The sequence below is a fragment of the Aromatoleum toluclasticum ATCC 700605 genome, assembly GCF_000378245.1.
Taxonomy (GTDB): domain Bacteria; phylum Pseudomonadota; class Gammaproteobacteria; order Burkholderiales; family Rhodocyclaceae; genus Aromatoleum; species Aromatoleum toluclasticum.
In genome coordinates this window covers 109,883-129,980 of the sequence record NZ_KB899502.1, presented here as the reverse complement: position 1 = coordinate 129,980, position 20,098 = coordinate 109,883, and the positions used below count along the sequence as shown (strand labels likewise).

At 65.8% G+C, this 20,098-nt stretch carries 17 protein-coding genes; 4 read left to right on the top strand and 13 right to left on the bottom strand.

Annotation, left to right across the window (positions count from 1 at the left end; genetic code table 11):
- Window positions 1-9 precede the first annotated feature (9 nt).
- The 4 genes from F464_RS0118960 to F464_RS0118945 form a co-directional block, all read right to left on the bottom strand.
- A complete protein-coding gene (locus F464_RS0118960) occupies window positions 10-1,479 on the bottom strand; it encodes an FAD-dependent oxidoreductase (protein ID WP_018991427.1) in 1,470 nt (489 codons plus the stop codon).
- Window positions 1,480-1,523: 44 nt separating this feature from the next.
- On the bottom strand, window positions 1,524-2,750 hold the full coding sequence (locus tag F464_RS0118955) for an NADH:flavin oxidoreductase (RefSeq protein ID WP_026296147.1): 1,227 nt from the start codon (window positions 2,748-2,750) through the stop codon (window positions 1,524-1,526).
- Window positions 2,751-2,869: 119 nt separating this feature from the next.
- Complete coding sequence (locus tag F464_RS0118950) at window positions 2,870-4,246, bottom strand: DUF1329 domain-containing protein (protein WP_018991425.1); 1,377 nt, start codon at window positions 4,244-4,246, stop codon at window positions 2,870-2,872.
- 28 nt (window positions 4,247-4,274) lie between these two features.
- Window positions 4,275-5,885 carry a DUF1302 domain-containing protein gene (locus tag F464_RS0118945; RefSeq protein WP_232428990.1) on the bottom strand — a complete coding sequence of 537 codons (1,611 nt, stop codon included), beginning with the start codon at window positions 5,883-5,885 and terminating at the stop codon, window positions 4,275-4,277.
- A gap of 408 nt (window positions 5,886-6,293) precedes the next feature.
- Here F464_RS0118945 and oah point away from each other — a divergent pair, with 408 nt between their 5' ends.
- Window positions 6,294-7,421, top strand: a complete 1,128-nt coding sequence (gene oah, locus F464_RS0118940; protein WP_026296145.1) for a 6-oxocyclohex-1-ene-1-carbonyl-CoA hydratase — start codon at window positions 6,294-6,296, stop codon at window positions 7,419-7,421.
- Between the two features lie 167 nt (window positions 7,422-7,588).
- On the opposite strand, the gene F464_RS0118935 is transcribed toward oah, so the two are convergent.
- From F464_RS0118935 to F464_RS0118900, 8 genes are all read right to left on the bottom strand, one after another.
- A complete protein-coding gene (locus F464_RS0118935) occupies window positions 7,589-9,238 on the bottom strand; it encodes an electron transfer flavoprotein-ubiquinone oxidoreductase (RefSeq protein ID WP_018991422.1) in 1,650 nt (549 codons plus the stop codon).
- 17 nt (window positions 9,239-9,255) lie between these two features.
- Entirely contained in the window at window positions 9,256-10,110 is an 855-nt protein-coding gene (locus F464_RS0118930) for an SDR family NAD(P)-dependent oxidoreductase (RefSeq protein ID WP_018991421.1), read from the bottom strand.
- A 238-nt stretch (window positions 10,111-10,348) separates the two neighbouring features.
- Window positions 10,349-11,518, bottom strand: coding sequence for a helix-turn-helix transcriptional regulator (locus F464_RS0118925; RefSeq protein WP_228217493.1), 1,170 nt, complete (start codon window positions 11,516-11,518; stop codon window positions 10,349-10,351).
- Between the two features lie 129 nt (window positions 11,519-11,647).
- A complete protein-coding gene (locus F464_RS0118920) occupies window positions 11,648-12,595 on the bottom strand; it encodes an electron transfer flavoprotein subunit alpha/FixB family protein (RefSeq protein WP_018991419.1) in 948 nt (315 codons plus the stop codon).
- Window positions 12,596-12,608: 13 nt separating this feature from the next.
- Window positions 12,609-13,358, bottom strand: a complete 750-nt coding sequence (locus tag F464_RS0118915) for an electron transfer flavoprotein subunit beta/FixA family protein (RefSeq protein ID WP_018991418.1) — start codon at window positions 13,356-13,358, stop codon at window positions 12,609-12,611.
- A 160-nt stretch (window positions 13,359-13,518) separates the two neighbouring features.
- On the bottom strand, window positions 13,519-14,574 hold the full coding sequence (locus F464_RS0118910) for a ferredoxin--NADP reductase (RefSeq protein WP_018991417.1): 1,056 nt from the start codon (window positions 14,572-14,574) through the stop codon (window positions 13,519-13,521).
- Window positions 14,571-15,329: an SDR family oxidoreductase gene (locus F464_RS0118905; RefSeq protein WP_018991416.1), complete on the bottom strand. Its 759-nt coding sequence runs from the start codon at window positions 15,327-15,329 to the stop codon at window positions 14,571-14,573. The genes F464_RS0118910 and F464_RS0118905 overlap by 4 nt, the downstream gene beginning before the upstream one ends.
- A 43-nt stretch (window positions 15,330-15,372) precedes the next feature.
- Window positions 15,373-16,596 carry an acyl-CoA dehydrogenase family protein gene (locus tag F464_RS0118900; RefSeq protein ID WP_018991415.1) on the bottom strand — a complete coding sequence of 408 codons (1,224 nt, stop codon included), beginning with the start codon at window positions 16,594-16,596 and terminating at the stop codon, window positions 15,373-15,375.
- A gap of 268 nt (window positions 16,597-16,864) precedes the next feature.
- Between F464_RS0118900 and F464_RS0118895 the strand changes: the two genes are divergently transcribed.
- From F464_RS0118895 to F464_RS0118890, 3 genes are all read left to right on the top strand, one after another.
- A complete protein-coding gene (locus tag F464_RS0118895) occupies window positions 16,865-17,848 on the top strand; it encodes a WD40/YVTN/BNR-like repeat-containing protein (RefSeq protein ID WP_018991414.1) in 984 nt (327 codons plus the stop codon).
- A 185-nt stretch (window positions 17,849-18,033) separates the two neighbouring features.
- Window positions 18,034-18,315 (top strand): hypothetical protein, encoded by a 282-nt coding sequence (locus F464_RS31075; RefSeq protein ID WP_157353891.1) that lies wholly within the window; start codon window positions 18,034-18,036, stop codon window positions 18,313-18,315.
- 8 nt (window positions 18,316-18,323) lie between these two features.
- On the top strand, window positions 18,324-18,641 hold the full coding sequence (locus F464_RS0118890) for a hypothetical protein (RefSeq protein WP_232428989.1): 318 nt from the start codon (window positions 18,324-18,326) through the stop codon (window positions 18,639-18,641).
- Window positions 18,642-18,825: 184 nt separating this feature from the next.
- On the opposite strand, the gene F464_RS0118885 is transcribed toward F464_RS0118890, so the two are convergent.
- Window positions 18,826-19,932: a Rieske 2Fe-2S domain-containing protein gene (locus F464_RS0118885; protein WP_018991412.1), complete on the bottom strand. Its 1,107-nt coding sequence runs from the start codon at window positions 19,930-19,932 to the stop codon at window positions 18,826-18,828.
- Window positions 19,933-20,098 lie beyond the last annotated feature (166 nt).

Below are 20,098 nucleotides of genomic sequence, written 5' to 3'. Positions count from 1 at the left end.
CTGCTGCGCTCACCCCACCGCCGCGCGCCGCCCCGCCCGTCGCCCAAAAAAGGTCGAATCCCCCAAAGACATGCCCGAGCTGTACCCCTCCCCCCAGCGCGGCAAACCGCAGGCGCAACGCCCCGCGGCATAGAGCCCGGTAACCTTTCGCCCGGCCTCGTCCAGCACCGCGCCGTCCGTATCCGTCGCGAGTCCCCCCAGCGTGAAGGCGTGCCCCGGGATGTCTCCACGGCAATAGCTCAGTGCCGCGAAAGGCGCCTTCGTCAACGGCCGTAGCCAGTTCGCCGCCTTGTGGAAATCGGGATCGCTGCCCTCGGCTGCGTTACGGTTGAAAGCCTCGGCGGTACGCCGCAGGCTGCCCTCCGGCAGTGCGAGTTCCTGCTCCAGCTCCTCCCAGGTCTCGCCGACGGCGGCGATCGTGATGTCGCGGTGGATCATCGGGCGGCCGAAGATTTCGTCGTCGACGATCAGCCATGCCCGTCCGGCCGGCTGGCGCAGCACGTAGTGGGCGACGCGGCCGTGGTAGGCATCCTCGTTGATGAAGCGCTCGCCGCGCTCGTTGATGAAGATGCCTTTCACCAGCGATTCGGGCGGGAAGTAAGGCAGCGTCGCGAAGAACTGGTCCATGTGGATCGCGGCGGCGCCGACGCCGATGCCCATGCGGATGCCGGAGCCGTCGTCGTTGCCGGCGGACACGGGCGTCTCGCAGACGAGCGCGTCGGGGGCGTAGCGTTCGACCATCTCGCGGTTGGTGATGAATCCCCCCGCCGCCAGCACCACGCCGCGGCGCGCGCGCACGTAGCGCGGCTCGCCGTCGATGCGCACGACGAGGCCGACGACTGCGCCGTCCGTGCCGGTCACGAGGGCCAGTGCGCGGCTATTGCAATACACTTTGGCACCCAGCGCCTCGGCACGGCCGGAGAGCGTTTCCATCAGCGTGCGCCCTGCGCTCCAGCCGTCCTGTTGCGCGGTATGGCCGCGCGGGGCGGGCTTGGCCTCGGCCGAGAAGGGCCAGGCCTGCTCCGAGCCCGACCACACGAGCGTGTCGTCGGTGTGCGGCTCGAGCCATTTGCCGGGCAGGAAGGTTCCCTTGTACGGCACGCCCTGCTCCTGCAGCCAACGGAAGTGCGCTTCGGCGTTCTCGGCATAGACGCGCGCGCGTGCGGTATCGGCGCCGGGCCCGCCGGCCATGACGAGGTACTTGTAGAGATCCTCGGTGGAATCCTCGAAACCGGCCGCGCGCTGCACCGATGTGCCGCCGCTGCCGCCGACGTACACCTCGCCGCCGGAAAGGGCCGCGCTGCCGCCCGGCGCTGCGGCGACTTCGAAGATCGCCACGTCCGCGCCTGCGCGCCGCGCCTCGATGGCCGCACAGCTGCCGGCGGCACCGAAGCCGATCACGGCAACGTCGGTCTCGATGTCCCAGTGCGGGACGTCCTCGACGCGGCACGGCCGCGAGGCTGAAAACTGCTGCTGCATATCGGGTCTCCTTGGGGTGAGGTTCGGTCCGGAATCTCGCCGGCTCAGCCGGCGGCCCGGATCTTGTTGAGGTCCGGATCGTTGGGCGGATTCATCACGCACCATGTCCCGGCCGGGTGATAGATGTAGGGCACGCAGCGATTGCAGTTGGTGCAGCCCGATTGGGTCGCGCTGCCATCCCGGTACTTGTTCACGAGCGCCGGGTCATGGATCAGAGCGCGCGCCATGACGACGGCGTCGAAACCCTCGCGCACCGCCTGTTCGGCGTTCGCCAGTGACTTGGCGCCACCGAGGTAGCCAAGCGGGACGTCGACCGCCGCGCGGATGCGGCGTGAGTAGTCGAGGAAGTACATCTCGCGGAACGCGATGCGGGGCACGCCGCGCTGCGACCATTTGAGCATCAGGCCGGTGATCGGGCTGGCCGCGAGCACCTTCCGCATCTCGTCCATGTCGTGATTGCTGCCGAACATGAACCAACCGGACTCGACGTTGCGCCCGCCCGACAGCACCAGCATGTCGGCGCCGGCCGCCTGCAGCGCGCGGGCGGTGACGATCGCGTCATCCACCGTGGCGCCGCCCTTCACGCCGTCGGCGACGTTGATCTTCGCGAGCACGGCCATGTCGCGGCCGACCGCTTCCTTGACCCGCGCAAGCACCGCGGCAGGAAAGCGCACGCGGTTCTCGGCGCTGCCGCCGAAGGCATCGCGGCGCCGGTTCGACAGCGGCGAGATGAACTGGTTGAGGAGGTAGCCGTGGCCCATGTGCAGTTCGACGGCATCGAAGCCCGCCTGCCTGCACAGCTGCGCGGCCTCGACGAACTGCTGCGTCACGCGCTCCATGTCGTCGGCCGTCATCGCGCGCTGGAACAGGTTGCCGCGCAGGAGTCCCGCCTTGTTGAAGCCGGAGGACGCGCTCATCGTGGGCCCGCGCACTTTCAGGGACGTGACGAAGGAGCCGCCGTGCGTGAGCTGGTAGGAGACCGCCCCGCCCTCGGCATGCACCGCGTCGGCCAGCACGCGCAGGTCGGGCAGGATCTCCGGGCGCAGCCACACCTGGTTCGGCAGCGTGCGGCCGACCTCGCTCACGGCGCCGTAGGCCACGGTCGTCATGCCGACGCCACCCGCGGCGAGGTCGCGGTGATGTTTCACGAGCGCGCGGCTGGGGGCGCCCTCCACCACCATGCCCTCGTTCGCGCCGGCGCGGATGAAACGATTGCGGAGCCGCAGGGGCCCCAGTGTCAGCGGATCGAACGGCGATGCTGTTGCTGTCATCGCATGTCCCTCGTCGTGGCTGCGGCCACCCGGAGGCGGCCGCATGAAAAGCGGAATGCCGCGCGGGGCATCCTCCGGGCCGACCGGCCCGGGTTCGCCCGCACGCGGCGCGGCGCGGATCACAGACCCATGCGTCGGGCCGCCTCGGGCCCGAACATCTGCGGCGTGATCTTGTTCTCGTTCAGCTTGTAGGCCGACGGCTGCTCGTTGATGAGGTTGAACGCGAGATAGGTTCCCGCGTTGAGGTCGTGATAGAAGCCGACCCCGGCCTGCAGCGTCTGCATCTCGTACGCATAGAAGTGGTTCAGCATCGAGGTCCGCCACAGCTCGCCGCGCACGTCGTAGTTGTCCGCCATGATCGGGAACAGGGTGTCCTCGTCGATGAACATCACACGCCGGCCGTACAGGTGACGGAAGCCTTCCTTGAGCTTGCCTTCCAGCACCCACACGCGATGGAGTTCGTAGCGCATGAATTCGGGATTGGCGTGGCCGGGCGTCACGAGTTCGGAGTACTTGATCTTCGGCGAATGCACCTTGTAGGCGTTGTAGGGGATGTAGATCTCCTTCTTGCCGACGATCGTCCAGTCGAAGCGTTCCGGCGAGCCGTTGAAGATCCGCACTTCATCCACGGTGATCGAGCCGCCGGTGCCGGGGAAGGACATGTCGTAGCCGTAGCCCGGCGACTGCCGCACGCGGCGCGTACCCGGGTCGAAACGCCAGCTCTGGCGCGGGTTCTGCGCGAAGTTGAAGAACTCCATGCCGGTGTTGATCTCGCCCTTGTCGCGCTCGGGCAGCAGGGTCTCGTTGAGGTAGTACGAGGACTGCCCTTCGGTCTTGTGCCGCACGCCCGGCTCGTTCGCCGCGCCGAGGTTGCGCGACTTCACGCGCCCCCAGTTGATCGCGCCGCTGGCGAGCACGTAGGCGTTGTCCGAGACGAGTTCCTCGGTGTAGGCGCGATACGGGATGATCGCGTTCCACAGCAGTTCGAGACCGTTCTTCGGGAAGGGGAAGATCGGGCCGCCGGTCACGCCCATCACGCCTTCGCCGTTATTCACCAGTTCGGCGTGGGCGGCGTTCTCCTTCGCCGTCTGGCATACGGAATCCGGGAAGCGGAAGTCGCGGTGGCTCGCATACACGGGCATGCGGAAGGTCTGCGGATACTTCTTGAACAATGCCTTCTGCCCGTCGGACAGCCGCGCCGCGTACTGCTCCATGTTGGCGGCAGTGATCACGGCCACCGGCTTCTCGTCGGGATAGGCGTCCAGCGGGTGGTTGCCGGTGCCCTTGAACGGCACGTGCGGCGGCGCACCAAGCCACTTCCCCGAAAACTCCGGAATGCTGCCGTCCCTGTTCCCGGCCTTCTCCGCACCGATGCAGGTGAGATCCTTTCCGAGGCGCGCGATCTCCTCGGCCGTTCCCTTTGCGAACGACACCGACGGAAGCACCTGGGCCGCCGCCACGAACGTGAGCAGCAGTCCGCACAGTTTCATTTTCATGAACAGATCCTTTTCAGATTGAACGCAATCAGAACGTGTATTTCGCGCTGAGCGACACGTAGTCGCGGTCGGTCATCGTGCGTCCGTTGGGGAGGTCCGGCGAGCCGAGGAAGGCGACGTAAGTCAGGCCGACCGTGAAGTTCCCCAGTCGCTTGAAGTCGGCGCCGAGCGTCAGGCGGCGGTCGTCCTTGCCCATGCCCGAAAGCGAGCTGCCATCGACGTTCTGCGTCCAGATCGCCTTGGTCGACAGGTCCCAACCGTCGAACACGCTGGGATAATCGAAGATCGCCCCGAGGCCCAGCAGGGTCGAGGCCTTCGTCTGCGTGTCGTAGGTGAAGTCCTTGAAGGTCCCGTTCTGGCCCGGCAGGCCACCGGTGATGGTCAGCTTGTCGACGCCTTCGATGCGCTGATGCACCACTTCGCCCATCAGCGTCGTTTGATGCGCGAGCTTCGAGGGGCCCAGGATGTAGAGGAAATTGAGGTTGCCCTGCGTGAGCTGGCCGCGCGCGGGGGCGCCGTTGGAGAGATAGACCGGCGCGCCGTCGCGATAGCTGACCTCCGCGCCGATCTGCACGGCATCGCCGATCTTGGTGCTGAGGCTGACGCCCGTGAGCTTGATGTCGTCGAAGTACGCAAGCTTGTAGTACGGCGCGCTCGCCGGCGAGGCCTTGCGCCCGAAACGATTGAACGAGGAATACTGGGTCGCGCCGGTGAAGTCGAAGAACATGGCGCCGATGCGGTCGTGATAGCGGTAGTGGTAGAGCCCGACTTCGGTGGTCTCGCCGAGGCGGAAGCGCGAGCCGAGGCCCCACTGTCCGGTGTCCCGCGGCTTGATCTCGCCGGCGAAATTGGCGACGCGGAAGCTGTGGTCCGGCAGCGTGTCGATGACGCCCGGCGCGAGACGGAAGAACTGCGCCCCCGGCCCGAAATAATCGCTGCCGAAGTAATCGCCCACGGGGTTGAGGCGGGTCTCTTCCCACTTGTACTGGTAGTAGCCCGCGAGGGTCAGCCACGGATTCACCGTGAGGGACGCCGACAGCTGGCCGACGGGCAGATAGCCTTCCTTCGCTTCCGTGCCGGGCACGTTGAATTTCGTTGCATCCAGCGGCGACTGGCCCTGGCTGATGTTCGGCCAGAACAGGCTCTCGCCCCAGGCGAGCACGTGCCGGCCCGCCTTCAGCGACAGGAACTGCTCGTCGCCCAGCATCCAGTTGCCATAGGCGAAGGCATCGAGGATGCGGGAATTCTTGCCGCTCAGCTCCCGCGTGCGGCGCGTGAATTCATCGTGATCGCCGGTCTTGTTGACGGTGAGCGGCGAGTCGTTGTCGTTGGAGGAGCGATAGGCCCAGTCGTAGAAGCTGCTCGCCCTCAGCATCGCACCGACGTTGTCATGCTTGAGCCGGACTTCCGCCAACGCATTGGCGCGATTCGTGAATAGCGAGCCGCGCTTGAAGTTTCGCGTGCCGTCGTCGCTGTTAAGGTCATTCAGGTATTCGCGCGCGGCCTTTTCCGTTCGCGTCGACGCGGTGTAGGAAAGCGTCAGGGAATAATCCAGCGTCGTGTCCGGTCCCAGTTGCACCGTCGGCGCGGCGTAGACGCCGGCACTCGCGAGCGCCATCCACAAGGGCGAAAGCGCCAATGCAAGCGGGCGCCTCCGCTTCCCGGCGCCAATCCCGTACCTCTCAAGCTTTGATGCAAGCATCCTGTCTCCCTCACGATGTGAGCTCACTTCGGTTGTCCCCGTCGGGGGCCGAGTCGCCTGTTATTGGAATCACCCAGTGGCACAGGGATGCTCGCACCTCGCCCCTGGCGCGACATCACTAAAATGAACTATGGAAAGGCGCGCCGGCAGTGGCGCTGCGGCCCCCTCCCCTCCCCGGCTATCCCATCCCCCGCGTGCCCGCATCACCGGAATCGGTGATTCGTGCGCGGAGTCGTGCCTGTACGGTCGAGGCGCGATCAAAGATAGAAATCCGATTATTGGATAGACATCACTGCAATGTGTTGCCGGAAATCCTTCCGGCACACTCAATACATGGAGACCGACGTGAGCCTGGACTTTCTGAAACGTGACAACGAACTGAAGAATCACGCCCTGATGGAGAACGAACACCTCGGGGCGTCCGCGCCATCGGTCATCTACGAGAAGCGTCCGGTCCTCGACCCTGCCGGAAAGCCTGTAGACGACCTCTATTCCGCGTGGATCACCCTCAACAACCCGGCGCAATACAACTCCTACACGACCGAGATGGTGAAGGGGGTCATCGAAGCCTTCCAGAAGGCCTCGTCCGACCGCAGTGTCGTTGCGGCGGTGTTTACGGCAGTGGGCGAGAAGGCATGGTGCAGCGGGGGAAACACGGCGGAATATGCGTCCTACTATTCGCGGCGCCCGACCGAATACGGCGATTACATCGATCTCTTCATCGGCATGGTCGACGGCATCCTCAACTGCAAGAAGCCGGTGATCTGCCGCGTGAATGGCATGCGCGTGGCGGGTGGCCAGGAAATCGGGATGGCCACCGACATCACGATCTCGTCGGACATGGCCGTGTATGGCCAGGCGGGTCCGAAGCACGGGAGCGCGCCGGTGGGCGGCTCGACTGACTTCCTGCCGTGGTTCCTGTCGATGGAAGACGCGATCTACAACTGCGTCTCGTGCGAGCTGTGGAGCGCGTACAAGATGAAGTACAAGGGCATGATCTCGAAGGTCCTGCCGGTGCTGAAGAAGAACGGCGAGTGGATCCCCAATCCCAAGGTGCGCACCGATACCTGGTCCGAGCTGGGACAGATCGTGTACGGCGAAATGGTCCAGGGGGCCGCTGCCGAGGAGGCCGAAGCCCTGATCGCGCAATGCGAAGTGGACTTCGAACTACTCGACAAGGAAGTGAACGCACTGATCTGGCGCTTCACGAACCTCTTCCCCAACTGCCTGATGAACTCGATCGACGCGATCCGCGGCAAGAAGAAGTTCTTCTGGGATCAGCAGAAGGCCGCGCAGCGCCATTGGCTCGCCGCGAACATGAACAACGAGGCCTGGCTGGGATTCAATGCCTTCGAGTCGCGCAAGATCACGGGCAAGGACACGGTCGATTTCGTGAAGTACCGCCAGCTCCTCGCGAAGGGCGCACAGATCGACGAGCACTTCGCCGAGCAGGTTCTGGCTGCTCCGCGCTGAGCCGGGGCCGGGGCCGGGCGCCTGCCTGCTGCGGGCGCCGGTCGGGCTGAACCAGCCGGCCGGCGCCGCGCGGTGTAAAAAACGGTGGTGTCACGCAAGAGGGAGAGGAGGAGAGCGTCGAAAGACCCAAAAGCGTTTGGTGCGACACCGCCGGGAAAACGGTTGGATTACATGCCCTGGTAGATGGGCCCTTCGCCGCCCTGCGGCACGACCCAGTTGATGTTCTGCGTCGGGTCCTTGATGTCGCAGGTCTTGCAGTGCACGCAGTTCTGCGCGTTGATCTGCAGGCGGGGGTTCGATCCGGAGTCGTCCCTCACGATCTCGTACACGCCGGCCGGGCAGTAGCGCTGCTCGGGGGCGTCGTACTTCGCGAGGTTCACCGCGATCGGCACCGAGGCATCCTTCAGCTGCAGGTGGCAGGGCTGGTCTTCCTCGTGATTGGTGTTCGACAGGAACACCGAGGAGAGGCGGTCGAAGGTCAGTACGCCATCGGGCTTCGGGTAGTCGATCTTCGGGCACTCGGACGCGAGCTTGAGCTTGTCGTGGTCCGCGCTGTTGTGCAGCGTCCACGGCGCCTTGCCTTTGAGCACCTTCTGGTCGAAGCCGAAGAGCAGCGAGCCCATCCACAGGCCCTTCTTCATGTAGGGCTTGAAGTTGCGCGTCTTGTGCAGCTCGTCAAACAACCAGCTACTCTTGAACGCTTCGGGGAAGGCCGTGAGTTCGTCACGCTGGCGCTCGGCAGTAACCGCCTCGAAGGCGGCCTCGGCGGCGAGCGCGCCACTCTTGATCGCGGCGTGGCTGCCCTTGATGCGCGCGGCGTTGAGGAAGCCCGCGTCGTCGCCGATCAGCGCGCCGCCCGGAAACACCAGCTTCGGCTGGCTCTGCAGGCCGCCCGCGGCGATCGCGCGTGCACCGTACGCCAGGCGCTTGCCGCCTTCGAGATACTTGCGGATTTCCGGATGCGTCTTGTAGCGCTGGAATTCCTCGAACGGCGACAGATGCGGGTTGGTGTAGTTGAGGCCGACCACGTAGCCGATCGCAACCAGATTGTCCTCGAGGTGATAGACGAAACCGCCGCCGTAAGTGTCGGCGGGCAGGGGCCAGCCGGTGGTGTGCACGACCACGCCCGGCTCATGACGTTCGGCGGGCACTTCCCACAGTTCCTTCAGGCCGATGCCGTAGGTCTGAGGATCGACGCCGTTGCTGAGGTTGAACTTCTCTTCGAGCTGCTTGCCGAGGTGGCCGCGACAGCCTTCGGCGAAGAGCGTGTATTTGGCGTGCAGCTCCATGCCCGGCTGGTAGGCGGGGCCTTGCTCGCCTTCGCGCGTGACGCCCATGTCGCCGGTGGCCACGCCCTTCACGGCGCCCGTCTCGTCATACAGGATCTCGGCGCCGGCGAAACCCGGATAGACCTCGACGCCCAGCGCTTCGGCCTGTTCGCCGAGCCACTTGGCGACGTTGCCCAGGCGCACGATGTAGTTGCCGTGGTTCAGGAAACAGTCCGGCAGCAGGCCGGTGGGCACCTTGCGGCCACCCGTCTCGTTGAGGAAGATCACGCGGTCTTCGGTGACTTCGGTGGTCACCGGCGCGCCCTGTTCCTTCCAATCGGGAATCAGTTCGTTCAGCGCGCGCGGATCCATCACTGCACCGGAGAGGATGTGCGCGCCGATCTCGGCCGCCTTCTCGATCAGGCACACCGCCAGTTCGGTGCCCTTCTCGTTGGCCAACTGCTTCAGCCTGATCGCCGCAGCGAGGCCCGCAGGGCCGCCGCCGACGATCAGGACGTCGAATTCCATCGATTCGCGTTCGTGACTCATGATTTGCGTGACTCCGCTCAGGACGCGGTCGTGCCGGCGGGGCGCCAGTCGGGCACGATGCCGTGTTCGAGCGCGAAGGGCTGCGCGTTGATCGTGCGTTTCTGGAATCGCGCCGCCTCGGGCGCGGTCGCGAGCCATAGCAGCACGGCGGCGGGGACTTCCGGCGGCGCCGATCCGTTGCGCAGCGCGATGACGCCTTTCTCGCCGATCGTGACTTTCAGCGCGTCGGTCGTCACGACGCCCGGATTGACCGTGAAGGCACGGATTCCCCGTTCGCCCAATTCGACTGACACGATCCCCGACAGGCGCGATACCGCGGCCTTGCCCGCGCCGTATGCGTAGCCCCAGCCGCCCCGTCCCGCAGCAACGGGAGGATCGCTTTCGCCGGCGCCCGAGGTGATGTTGATCACGATGCCCTCGCCCTGCGCCAGCATCGCCGGCAACACGGCACGCGTCAGCAGGAAGGGCGCCATCACGTATCCCTGGAACACGCGCTGCAGCGTCGCCGGCTCCAGTTCGAGGAACGGAAGGTTGAGGTCGCTGCCCTGATACACGGCATTGTTCACAAGCACGTCGATACGGCCGAATTCGCGCACCACGGCTTCGCCGGCGGCCTGCACCGACGCGTCGTTCAGCAGATCCATGCGGATCGCAAGCGCCCTCCTACCCAGATGGCGGATGGCGGCAGCAGTCTCTGCAAGGCTTCCCGGCAAGGGGCTGCCGTCCGCCGTTTGCAGGGCGTGCTCGTGCGTTTCGCCCTCTTCCATGGTGCGTGCACTGATTGCGACATCGAAACCGGCGCGGGCGAAGGCGATCGCCGTTTCGCGTCCGATTCCGCGGCTCGCCCCCGTCACGAATGCGACCTTGTGCATGGATTCCTCTCAACCAATTGTGTTGTTAGAGATTTTCCGGCACTTGCGGCAGTGCCGCATCGTCCATATAGATCATGCCCAGCGATTTTCCGCGTCTCGCTGGACGCGTGGCTGCAGTGAATGCAGTGGGCATTCCGCTAGGCGACCTGCGCGGACGAGCGATAGAGTCGCGGGGCCCCAGCGTGGGGCGACCGGCGTCCGCGAAGGGCAGCGCCGCACGTGCGGCGCTGCGCAGGATTCAGCCGTTCTTGCTGAGCGCCGCGACGCTGTTGAGCATGATGCGCACGAGCTCCGTCTGCCGCCGCACGCCCGTCTTCGAAAAGATCGAGCGCAGGTGGGCGCGTGCGGTGTTGCGACGGATGCCGAGGGCCTCCGCGGCCTCCTCGAGCGACAGGCCGTTGGTGAGTTCGAGCGCGAGTGCGGTTTCCGCCGGCGTGAGGTTGAACAGCTGCTTCGCGACAGTACTGCTCGCCAGCGACTTGCCGGCCGCGTCACGGATATAGACGACGGCCGCCGGCTGACCCTTGCCTTCGGCCCACTCGCTCGACGGCACAACCTCCACCACGACACCCAGGCTCACCAGTCCCGAAGGCCGTGCTACCGACATCGCCTCGGCGACCGCGACATTGCCCGTGCCATAACGCGCGAAGGCGTTGCGTACCAAACGCTGCAGCTCACGATTGTCGCTCGGATATGACGCTTCGAGCCGCCCTCCGACGACCTTGAGCCCGTCGCCGGTCGCGAGGATCTCCTTCGCAATCAGGTTCTGGTCGAGCACCTTGCCGCTCTCGTCGAGCACGATGGTCGCGACCGAAAGACGGCTGATCGCCTGCGCGTACATCGCGCCCAGCGACTCGCTGCGGTCGAGCTGGTTGTGGATCTGCAGGGCGCGCCGCAGGTGCGGCAACAGGGCCTCGCAGCGGGCGCGATCCTCGGCGGAGAACTTCGGTGAGTTCTCGGGCCGGGTAATTCTGAACCGCAGCTTACCCGCACCCGGGGTGGCAATGTCGACGCCCATGACGTGGAAGACGCCGTGGCTCGCGCACCAGTGCTGATAGTAGGAAGAACGCTTCCACTCGCTCTCGGTCATCAGGTCTTCGACCGTGAAAACCTTGTCGGCGGGCTGATTGACGAACGGGGTAGTGGTCTGGGGATAGCTCATGTACGTGACACGGCCGCCCCCCTCCACGTCGCCGACCGCGATCATCAACCCCGTGTCCGCCTGTTCCGGCGTTCGCAGGATGAGCGTCACGTAGTTCGCCGCGAAGACGTGCTGCAGATACTCCAGCGCCGGCGCCCACGACTTCGTGTCGAGCGCCGCGTCGTACAAGACACTGACGATCCGGTCATATTCGGCCAGATCGAAATTCGATTGCATCAGGGCCGAGGGCCCCCTGGTTGCTTCCACGATCTCTCCTTCACCGGGATTTTCGTCCATCGGGGGTTCCCTCCGTCGGGGTTCCCTCCACGTCCCGGCCATCTCACATCGTTGCCGCAACTGCCGGGACACCTGCGTGCCCGGCCGCGATCGCATCAACTACTGATTCACGCCCAGTCCTTCAACCAGTTGCGGAATCGTCTCGAACAGGTCGCCGACCAATCCGAAGTCGGCCACCTGGAAGATCGGCGCGTCCGGATCCTTGTTGATCGCGACGATGACCTTCGAGTCCTTCATCCCGGCAAGATGCTGGATCGCACCGGAAATACCCACGGCGACATACAGATCGGGCGCCACGATCTTGCCAGTCTGCCCGACCTGGTAGTCATTCGGGACATAACCTGCATCCACCGCGGCACGCGATGCCCCGAGCGCGGCGCCGAGGCGGTCTGCCAGGGGCTCCAGCACTTCGCGGTACTTGTCGCCGCTGCCCAGACCGCGCCCGCCCGACACGACGATGCGCGCCGCGGCCAGCTCCGGCCGCTCGGACTTGCTGATCTCGCGTCCGAGGAGACGCGACACCGCCAGATCCTCGCCTGCCGCCGCATCCCGCACCGGCGCGGCCCCGCCGGCTTCAACGGCGGCAAATGCCGTCGTGCGCACGGTGAGCACCTGCACCGGCTCGTCCGACTCCACCGACACCATCACGTTACCAGCATAGATCGGACGCACGTACCGTCCAACGCCCGCGATCGACACGACATCGGAAACCGGCGCCACGTCGAGCAAAGCGGCGATGCGCGGCGCGAGATTCTTGCCGAAGCTCGTGCCGCCGGCAAGTACCGCCGTGAAGCCCTCGGTGCGCACGAGTCGCGCCACGAGCACCGCCACGTTCTCGACCGGCTGGTCGCGGTAATGCGGCGCATCCACGCTGACGACCTGGGCGACGCCGGCCAGCGCCGCAGCTTCGGTCGCGGCCGCAGCGCTGTCGAAGCCTGCGACCAGCACCTGCACCTCCGCTCCGAATTGCTGTGCGGCGCCGACGACATTGAGTGTCGCGCCGGCAATTTTCGTATTGTCATGTTCGGCAATGACCAGAACCTTCATTTCCCGGAACTCCTCAAATCACTTTGGCATCGTTCTTGAGCTTTGCGATCAGGTCGGCGACGTCGGCGACCTTGATCCCAGCCTTCCGCGTGGGCGGCTCGGAATACTGCGTGTGCCGCAGGCGCGGGGCGACATCGACGCCCAGATCGGCCGCCGGAATGACATCCAGCGGCTTCTTCTTCGCCTTCATGATGTTGGGGAGCGTCGCGTAGCGCGGTTCGTTGAGCCGCAGGTCCGACGTCACCACCGCCGGCAGCTTCACCTCGATCGTCTCGAGGCCGCCGTCGACTTCGCGCGTCACGCGCAGGGTCTCGCCCTCGACGACGACCTTCGAAGCGAAGGTCGCCTGGGCCCAGCCCATCAGCGCCGCCAGGATCTGTCCCGTCTGGTTGGCGTCGTCGTCGATGGCCTGCTTGCCGCAGATCACCAGCTGCGGCTGTTCGCGTTCCGCCACGGCCTTCAGCAGCTTGCCGACGGCGAGCGGTTGCAGTTCGGCATCGCTCTCCACCAGGATCGCCCGGTCCGCGCCCATCGCAAGTGCCGTGCGCAGCGTTTCCTGGCTCGCGGCGCCGCCGCAGCTCACCGCGATCACCTCGGTCGCAATGCCGGCCTCCTTGAGGCGGACCGCCTCTTCGACGGAGATCTCATCGAAGGGGTTGATCGCCATCTTGACGCCGGAGAGTTCCACCCCGCTGCGGTCCGACTTGACCCGCACCTTGACGTTGTAATCGACCACCCGCTTCACGGGGACCAGAATCTTCACTTGCTTCTCCCACTCGGAACGTGACTTGTTTGCGCCGGCCGACAGCCAAGGGCGGGCCAGCCCCTGAGCCAATCATCGCGGGCGCGGCAGAGGGAGACATCCCCCAACAGGACTAATCGGAACGAAGGTGCGGGAGCGGCCGCGCGCTGCGCGGGCCGGATCAGCCGGGGAAGCGGACGCGCAGGCGCCCCGAGGTCGGGACGGCCTGGCAGGAGAGCGTCCAGGCGCGGTCCAGATCCTTCTGGTCGAGGGCTTCGTTGTGGCGCAGATGGACGCTGCCCTCCTCCACCTGACACATGCAGGACGCACACATGCCGGCCTGGCAGGAGTGAGGCGCGTTGATCCCGGCGCGCAACATCGCCTCGAGCAGGGTCTCGCTGCCGCCGCAGGCGATGGTATGACGTTCCCCATCGAGGGAGACCTCGAGCTCGGCCTGCTCGACCGCCGCCGTCGGCGCCACCGCCGCCGCAGCGGCACTCACCGCGGCCACGTCCTCCTCGTCGGGCAGCGATACGAAGCGTTCGACATGCACCGCGTCGCCCGGCATCCCGATGGACTCGAGTGCGGCGACGCTCGCGTCCATGAAGGCGGACGGCCCACAGATGAAAGCCTGCGCGCCCCGCCAGGGGCGCGCGAGCTCGCCGAGCTGCGCCACCGAAGGCACGCCCTGAACCGAATCCAGCCAGTGGATCACCTGCAGACGCGACGGATGCGCGGCGGCGACTTCCTTGAGAGCCTCGCGAAAGATTACCGACCGCTCATCGCGGTTCGCGTAGATCAGAGCGATCCGTCCCTGCCCGTGCGCCAGCGCCGAGCGCAGGATGGAGAACACGGGCGTGATGCCGCTGCCGCCCGCGAACAGGATGAAGTCCGTTTGCAGCGCGCGCGGCGTGAATACCCCGGCTGGCGCCATGACGTCGAGCGTGTCGCCGGCCTTCAGATGGTCGCACAGCCAGTTGGATGCGCGGCCCTGGGCCACGCGCTTTACGGTGACGCGCGGCTTCGAATCGAGCGTGGGCGCGCTCGACATCGAGTAGCAGCGCGGCAGATGGCGACCGAGGACCGGCACCCGCAGGGTCAGGAACTGACCGGGGCGGTACGTGAAGCTGTCCGCGAAGTCCGCCGGGATGTCGAACTCGAAGGACTTCGAATCGTGCGTCTCGGCGACGACGGATGCGACTTTGAGCGCATGCCAGCGCGTCGCGGCGGCGTTCATAGCCCCATGCCCAGGATCGCATTATCGACGCGGATCTCGGCACCGCTGACGAAGCGCGACTCGTCCGAAACGAGGAACAGCACGACGTTGGCGATCTCGTCGGGCATGCAGGCGCGACCGCCGCGGTTCTTGACCGGATCAAAGAGCATGTATTTCGGATCGACGCCCGGCGCGCTCGCCTGCATCATCGGCGTGTAGATGCCGTCCGGATGCACCGAATTCACCCGCACCGCGTAGCCGCGCTTGCGACAGTGCAGCGCCGCCGCGCGCGTCACGGCGCCCACGGCAGCCTTCGATGCGCTGTAGGCGGCGTAGCCGTCGACGGGCAGCCACGACGACACGGAAGCCATGTTGACGATGGAGCCGCCCCGTTCCTTCAACGCAAGCACACCGTACTTGCAGCCGAGGAAAGCCGAATCGGCATTCACTCGCTGGATACGCTGCCAGTGTTCCAGCGTCGCCTCCTCCAGCGAAGCCGATTCGAGGATGCCGGCGTTATTGACCACCGCATCAAGACATCCGAAGCGCTCGTCGATCGCCGCCATCACGGCCTGCCAGTCCGCCTCGCTCGAAACGTCGTGATGCAGGAACATCGCCTGATCGCCGACTTCCTTCGCCAGCGCCTCGCCCGCCTCCACGTTGCGGTCGGTCAGCACCACCGTCGCACCTTCGCGCGCCATCAGCAGCACGTCCTCGCGCCCCACCCCACTCGCACCGCCGGTCACGAGCACGACCTTACGATCCAGACGTCCCATCGCCCTCTCCTGTCCTATTGACGTAAATAAGCTGGCCGCGCGATCACACGAAGGGGTCGGCATTCGGCAGGCCGAGCATCACCGCGCCGTGCGCGCGCGCATAGGCGTCGGTGTTGTTGGCGATGTGCGCACGCGCCTGATGGATGTCGCGGAAGGCGCGCTCGACGGGGTTGCCGCGGAAGGTGCCCGAGGCCGCAGAGGCGCGCAGGAGTTCGTCGGCCATGCGGGCGCAGACCTTCGGCACCTGCGAAGCCTGGGCCCGCTGCATGAGGCGCTCCTCCACCGGCATCCGTTCCCCCGTGCGTGCACACTGCACGATGCGCGCGTAGTTGCGGAACAGCACGAGCTTGAGCTGGTCGGCGGTCATCATCGCTTCCGACACGGCCGTCTGCGCGTTCGGGTCGTCGGCCGTCTTCGCGCCATGCTTGCCCACGTGCGCCGCCGCACGCTCACGGAAGCTTGCGATCGCGCCGTCGAGGGCGCCAATGCACGAGGACGACACCGCGCGCTGGAACACCTGCGTGAAGGGGATGCGGTACAACCAGCCGGAATTGAGCTCCCGCCCGGGGCAGCCGGCATCGGAATGATCGTTGGTGCGCTGCGTGCGGTGCTCGGGCACGAAGGCGTTCTCGACGACGATGTCGTGGCTGCCGGTCGCGCGCAGGCCCAACACGTCCCAGTTGCGCTCGATGCGGAAATCCGATTTCGGCAGCAGGAAGGTCGTGTGCTCCAGCCCCTCCGAGCCGTCGCGTTTCGGCAGCAGGCCGCCGAGGAAGATCCATTCGCAGTGATCGACGCCGCTCGAGAAGCTCCAGCGCCCCGAGAAGCGATATCCCCCGTCGACCTTCTCGGCCTTGCCCACCGGCATGTAGGTCGAAGCAATCAGGGTGCCGGAATCCTTGGCCCACACATCCTGCTGGGCCTGTTCGGGGAACAGCGGCAGCTGCCAGTTATGCACGCCGATCACGCCATAGATCCAGGCCGTCGACATGCAACCTTGGGCGAGCGCCATCTGGATGCGGTAGAACACGCGCGGATCCAGTTCGTACCCGCCCCAGCGCCGCGGCTGCAGCACGCGGAAGAGGCCCGCGGCGGCGATCTCGCGCACCGACTCCGCGGGCACCATGCCCTCGCGCTCGGCATCGGCCGCCCGCGCCGCGAGACGCGGCGCGAGTTCGCGCGCACGCTGCAGCAGATCGACCGCCTCGGGCGTCATGTAATCCTCGGCGAGCACGCCCGCCACCTGATCTTCCGTCAGAATACCCATTCTCTGCGCCTCCTCGAAATCGTGCCCGCCGGCCTGCAAACATTGCACTGGGTCAAATACCCCGTTGATGCAAGGTTTTCATACGGGCACCTGCAACTCATCGTCTGAACGGACTAACGCCAGGAGCCGCGCGCAATTCGATCGAATGGAGCCGAGGGCGCGGGAAGGCAGTAACCCGTTTGGACGATGCCCCACCCCCCACGCCGTTAATAATTACCGCACACTGCCGAAGCCTCACGCGGCAGACCGTTCATAAAGGAGACAGTCCATGCGAACCCTCGTCGGCGTGGCGATAGCATTGACCGTGGCGCTCGCCGGGGTCTACGCGTTTTCGCCGCGCAGTGTGCACCCGCTTGCCGCCACCCACATTCCGGTCGACCGGATGCAGCTCACCAGCATCGCGCGCACCGCAGCCGGCCTCGTCACGGCCGGGGAACTCGGGAACATCCTGGTATCCACCGATGAGGGCGCGACGTGGCAGCGGGCGAACCTGTCGCACAACCGGCAGGCCGCAATCACCCGTCTCGTGTTCGCGGACGACAAGACAGGCATCGCGCTCGGGCACGAAGGCTGGATCCTCCGTACGAGCGACGGTGGTCTGAACTGGACCGAAGTGGCCTTTACGGAAACGAACGGCGAACCGCTGATGTCCGCCGCGCGCCTGCCTTCGGGCGACTGGATTGCCGTCGGCGCCTTCGGCCGCACGTTGCGCTCGGGCGACGATGCCAGGACCTGGGAGGAATTCGCGATCGGGGAGCAGGAAGACTGGCACCTCAATAACATCGCTGCCTCGAAGGACAAGAAGACGTGGCTGATCGTCGGCGAGGCCGGAACCTTGCAGCGCTCGACCGATGGCGGCCGCGAATGGGCCAAGGTGCCGGCGTTCTACAAGGGGTCCCTGTATGGCGCCGTGCATCTCGGCGACGGCCACTGGGTCGCCTACGGCATGCGCGGCAACGTCTTCCACAGTGTCGACGGCGGCGCGAACTGGTCTCCCTCGCGGATGCCGGCGCCGATTTCCACCTACAGCCACGCCATCGACCGCGACGGCAGGCTGCTCCTTGCAGGCCAGGGCGGCATCGTGCTCGCGAGCACGGATGGCGGGGCCAGCTTCAACGTCGCGCGCAAGGGCGGCCGCGAGACGCTCACCGATCTCATCGCCTTCCCCGACGGGAAATGGCTGCTCGCGAGCGACGGCGGTCTGCAGAACTGGGCGCCGACAGCGTCCGCCGTGCCGAAGAAAGCTTCCTGAGCAAATGCGGCAGCGAAAGCCGGCATCGCCTTCCCGGGCGATGCCGGCAAGTCGTTTTCGTCACCCCGCGCGACCATCCCGCTCGTCCGCTCGGACTATTCGAAAGGGACGATGCGCCGCCCTCCGCGCCCCGACAGAATCGGTACCGTCAGGTGAATTCCGGCCATACCGGAGCGGAGGCGACGATGGACAAGGTGATTCGGATCGACGAGTACCGCAGGCGTCATTCCCATAGCGCGGAAGCGGATAGGGAAATCTGGTCCTGCGGTGTATGCGGCGAGAGCGCGTGGACCGTCACGACCTCTGGCAGCCTGCACTGCCGGCACTGCGACATGATCGCTGCAAATCTCCAGCTCGCGGACCTGGCACCCAGGCAATCCTCCGCCGCGGAAAAAAGCGCACACACGCCATGGAATCCGCTCGCGGCGTCGGCGCCATGGTGGTGGCCATGGGCGCAGCAATCATGAGCACGGCCATGAGTCCTTTATCGCTGCAGCGCGAAAACCACGAGTTCCGCAACACGGGCGGACGCAGCGAGGAAAACAGGCCCCTGGGCTTCCGTCCGGCGTTCAAGGACGTCGCCTCGGGCGAGGTCTACGACTCCAGATTTGCGGACGGTCGGCCAGCGCCCTTCCATCTCCTGGAGGGGCTCCCCGAGGAGGTCGTCGTCCAGCGCGAGCCCGGGGGCCGCGTCGGGCGGGTGAAGGAGAGCATCGTCTCGGGATTCGTGCTGGACGGGCGCTTCTATACGCGCGAGGAGGCGGCGCAGGAAGTGGCGGCCCTGGCGGCCTGAACCAGCTCGCGGCACATCCTGAATCGAACTTGCGACAAACGGTCGCCTTACGTTCCGCTTCCGAATTAGCCGCGGCGGCCACGGTACCGTCGCCCCCTCTGTGACGACGAAGCACTTGGACAGGGGCTCACGCCCCTGCGGTCGCCTTTTGGGCGCTATTGAGCGCGAAGGTGCGAGGCGTCGCTCAGGCGGCTTCTGCTGGCTCCGTGTAGGGCGTCGCACCGCGCGGCACGTACAGCCCCTCGCACTGATCGAGGAACTCCTGCTTCTTCGCGCGGGGGTTATAGAACTGCTTGTACCAGATGCGCGCCTTCATGAAGGGGCCGTCGCTGGGAATGAAAAGACCGTTGAGGCACGGCGCCTTGTTCATCCACACCTCGAAGTCCTGCATGAAGGCGAGCCGGCTGGCCTCCTGGAACTGGCGGGCGGCAATCGTGTCCGGCACGGTCGCGACGGCATTGTCGCCGGGCGATTTCACGAGCAGCGAGTGCCAGACCTTGATCGATCCGTCATCGACGGGGGTGTGCGTGATCATCAGCACCGAGTCGAAGAGCCCGGTGAGGAACGAGATCAGCACGCCGGGACCGTGGTAGGTGGTGTCGGTATGCAGGATGGGGCTCACGCCGTCAGCTCCAACCAGCGTGCGGTGCGGGCCGCACTGGCGCTGCGTCGCGGTGTGGCCGCGGAACTCATTCTCGTAACGCTCGACGGTCGACCCGTGGATGGGGCTGAGATGACCGTAGTCGCAGATGTTGTCGATGACTTCCTGCGGATGCTGGTTGAGCACACCGAGATGGTCGAACGTCCAGCGCACCCAGGACGGATCGTCCCACTGCGGCAGCGTCGGATGCTCCCACTCGGGTTCCCCGCCCTCCGGGTCGTGCCAGACCCAGATCGCCCCGAGGCTCTCGACGACGGTCCACGACTTCACGCAGGCGGTCGCCGGAATCGGGCCCTGATGGTAGGGAATGTCATCGCACTTGCCGTCCGCGCCGAAGCGCCATGCGTGATAGGGGCAGCGGATGCTGTCGCCTTCAACGTTGCTGCCGCCGCCATCGATGACGACGTAAGACGTCGTGTTCTGCGCGGCGAGGTGGGTCTTCATGTGCGGGCAATACGCGTCGAGCAGAACGATCTTGCCGGTCGCGCGCCCGCGGTACAGCGCGAAGTCCTTGCCGAAGAAACGCACGGCGAGCGGCTTGTGGGTGTTGAGTTCCTCGGCATCTGCGATCATGAACCAGCCGCGCGGATAGGTGAATTCGCCGATCCGGTAATCCTTGGTGGTGGCCATCGAGCTCTCTCCTCTTGATGGGGTGTGGGGAATTTCACCCAGATTGTCGATTTCACGGACCTGCTCGACATCCCCTGTTTGGACGATGGGCGCATTCGCCGGCAGGATGGGCATTCGCGAAAACATTCGCGGACCGGCCTGTAGAAAAGGTAAGCAGCGCATGCGG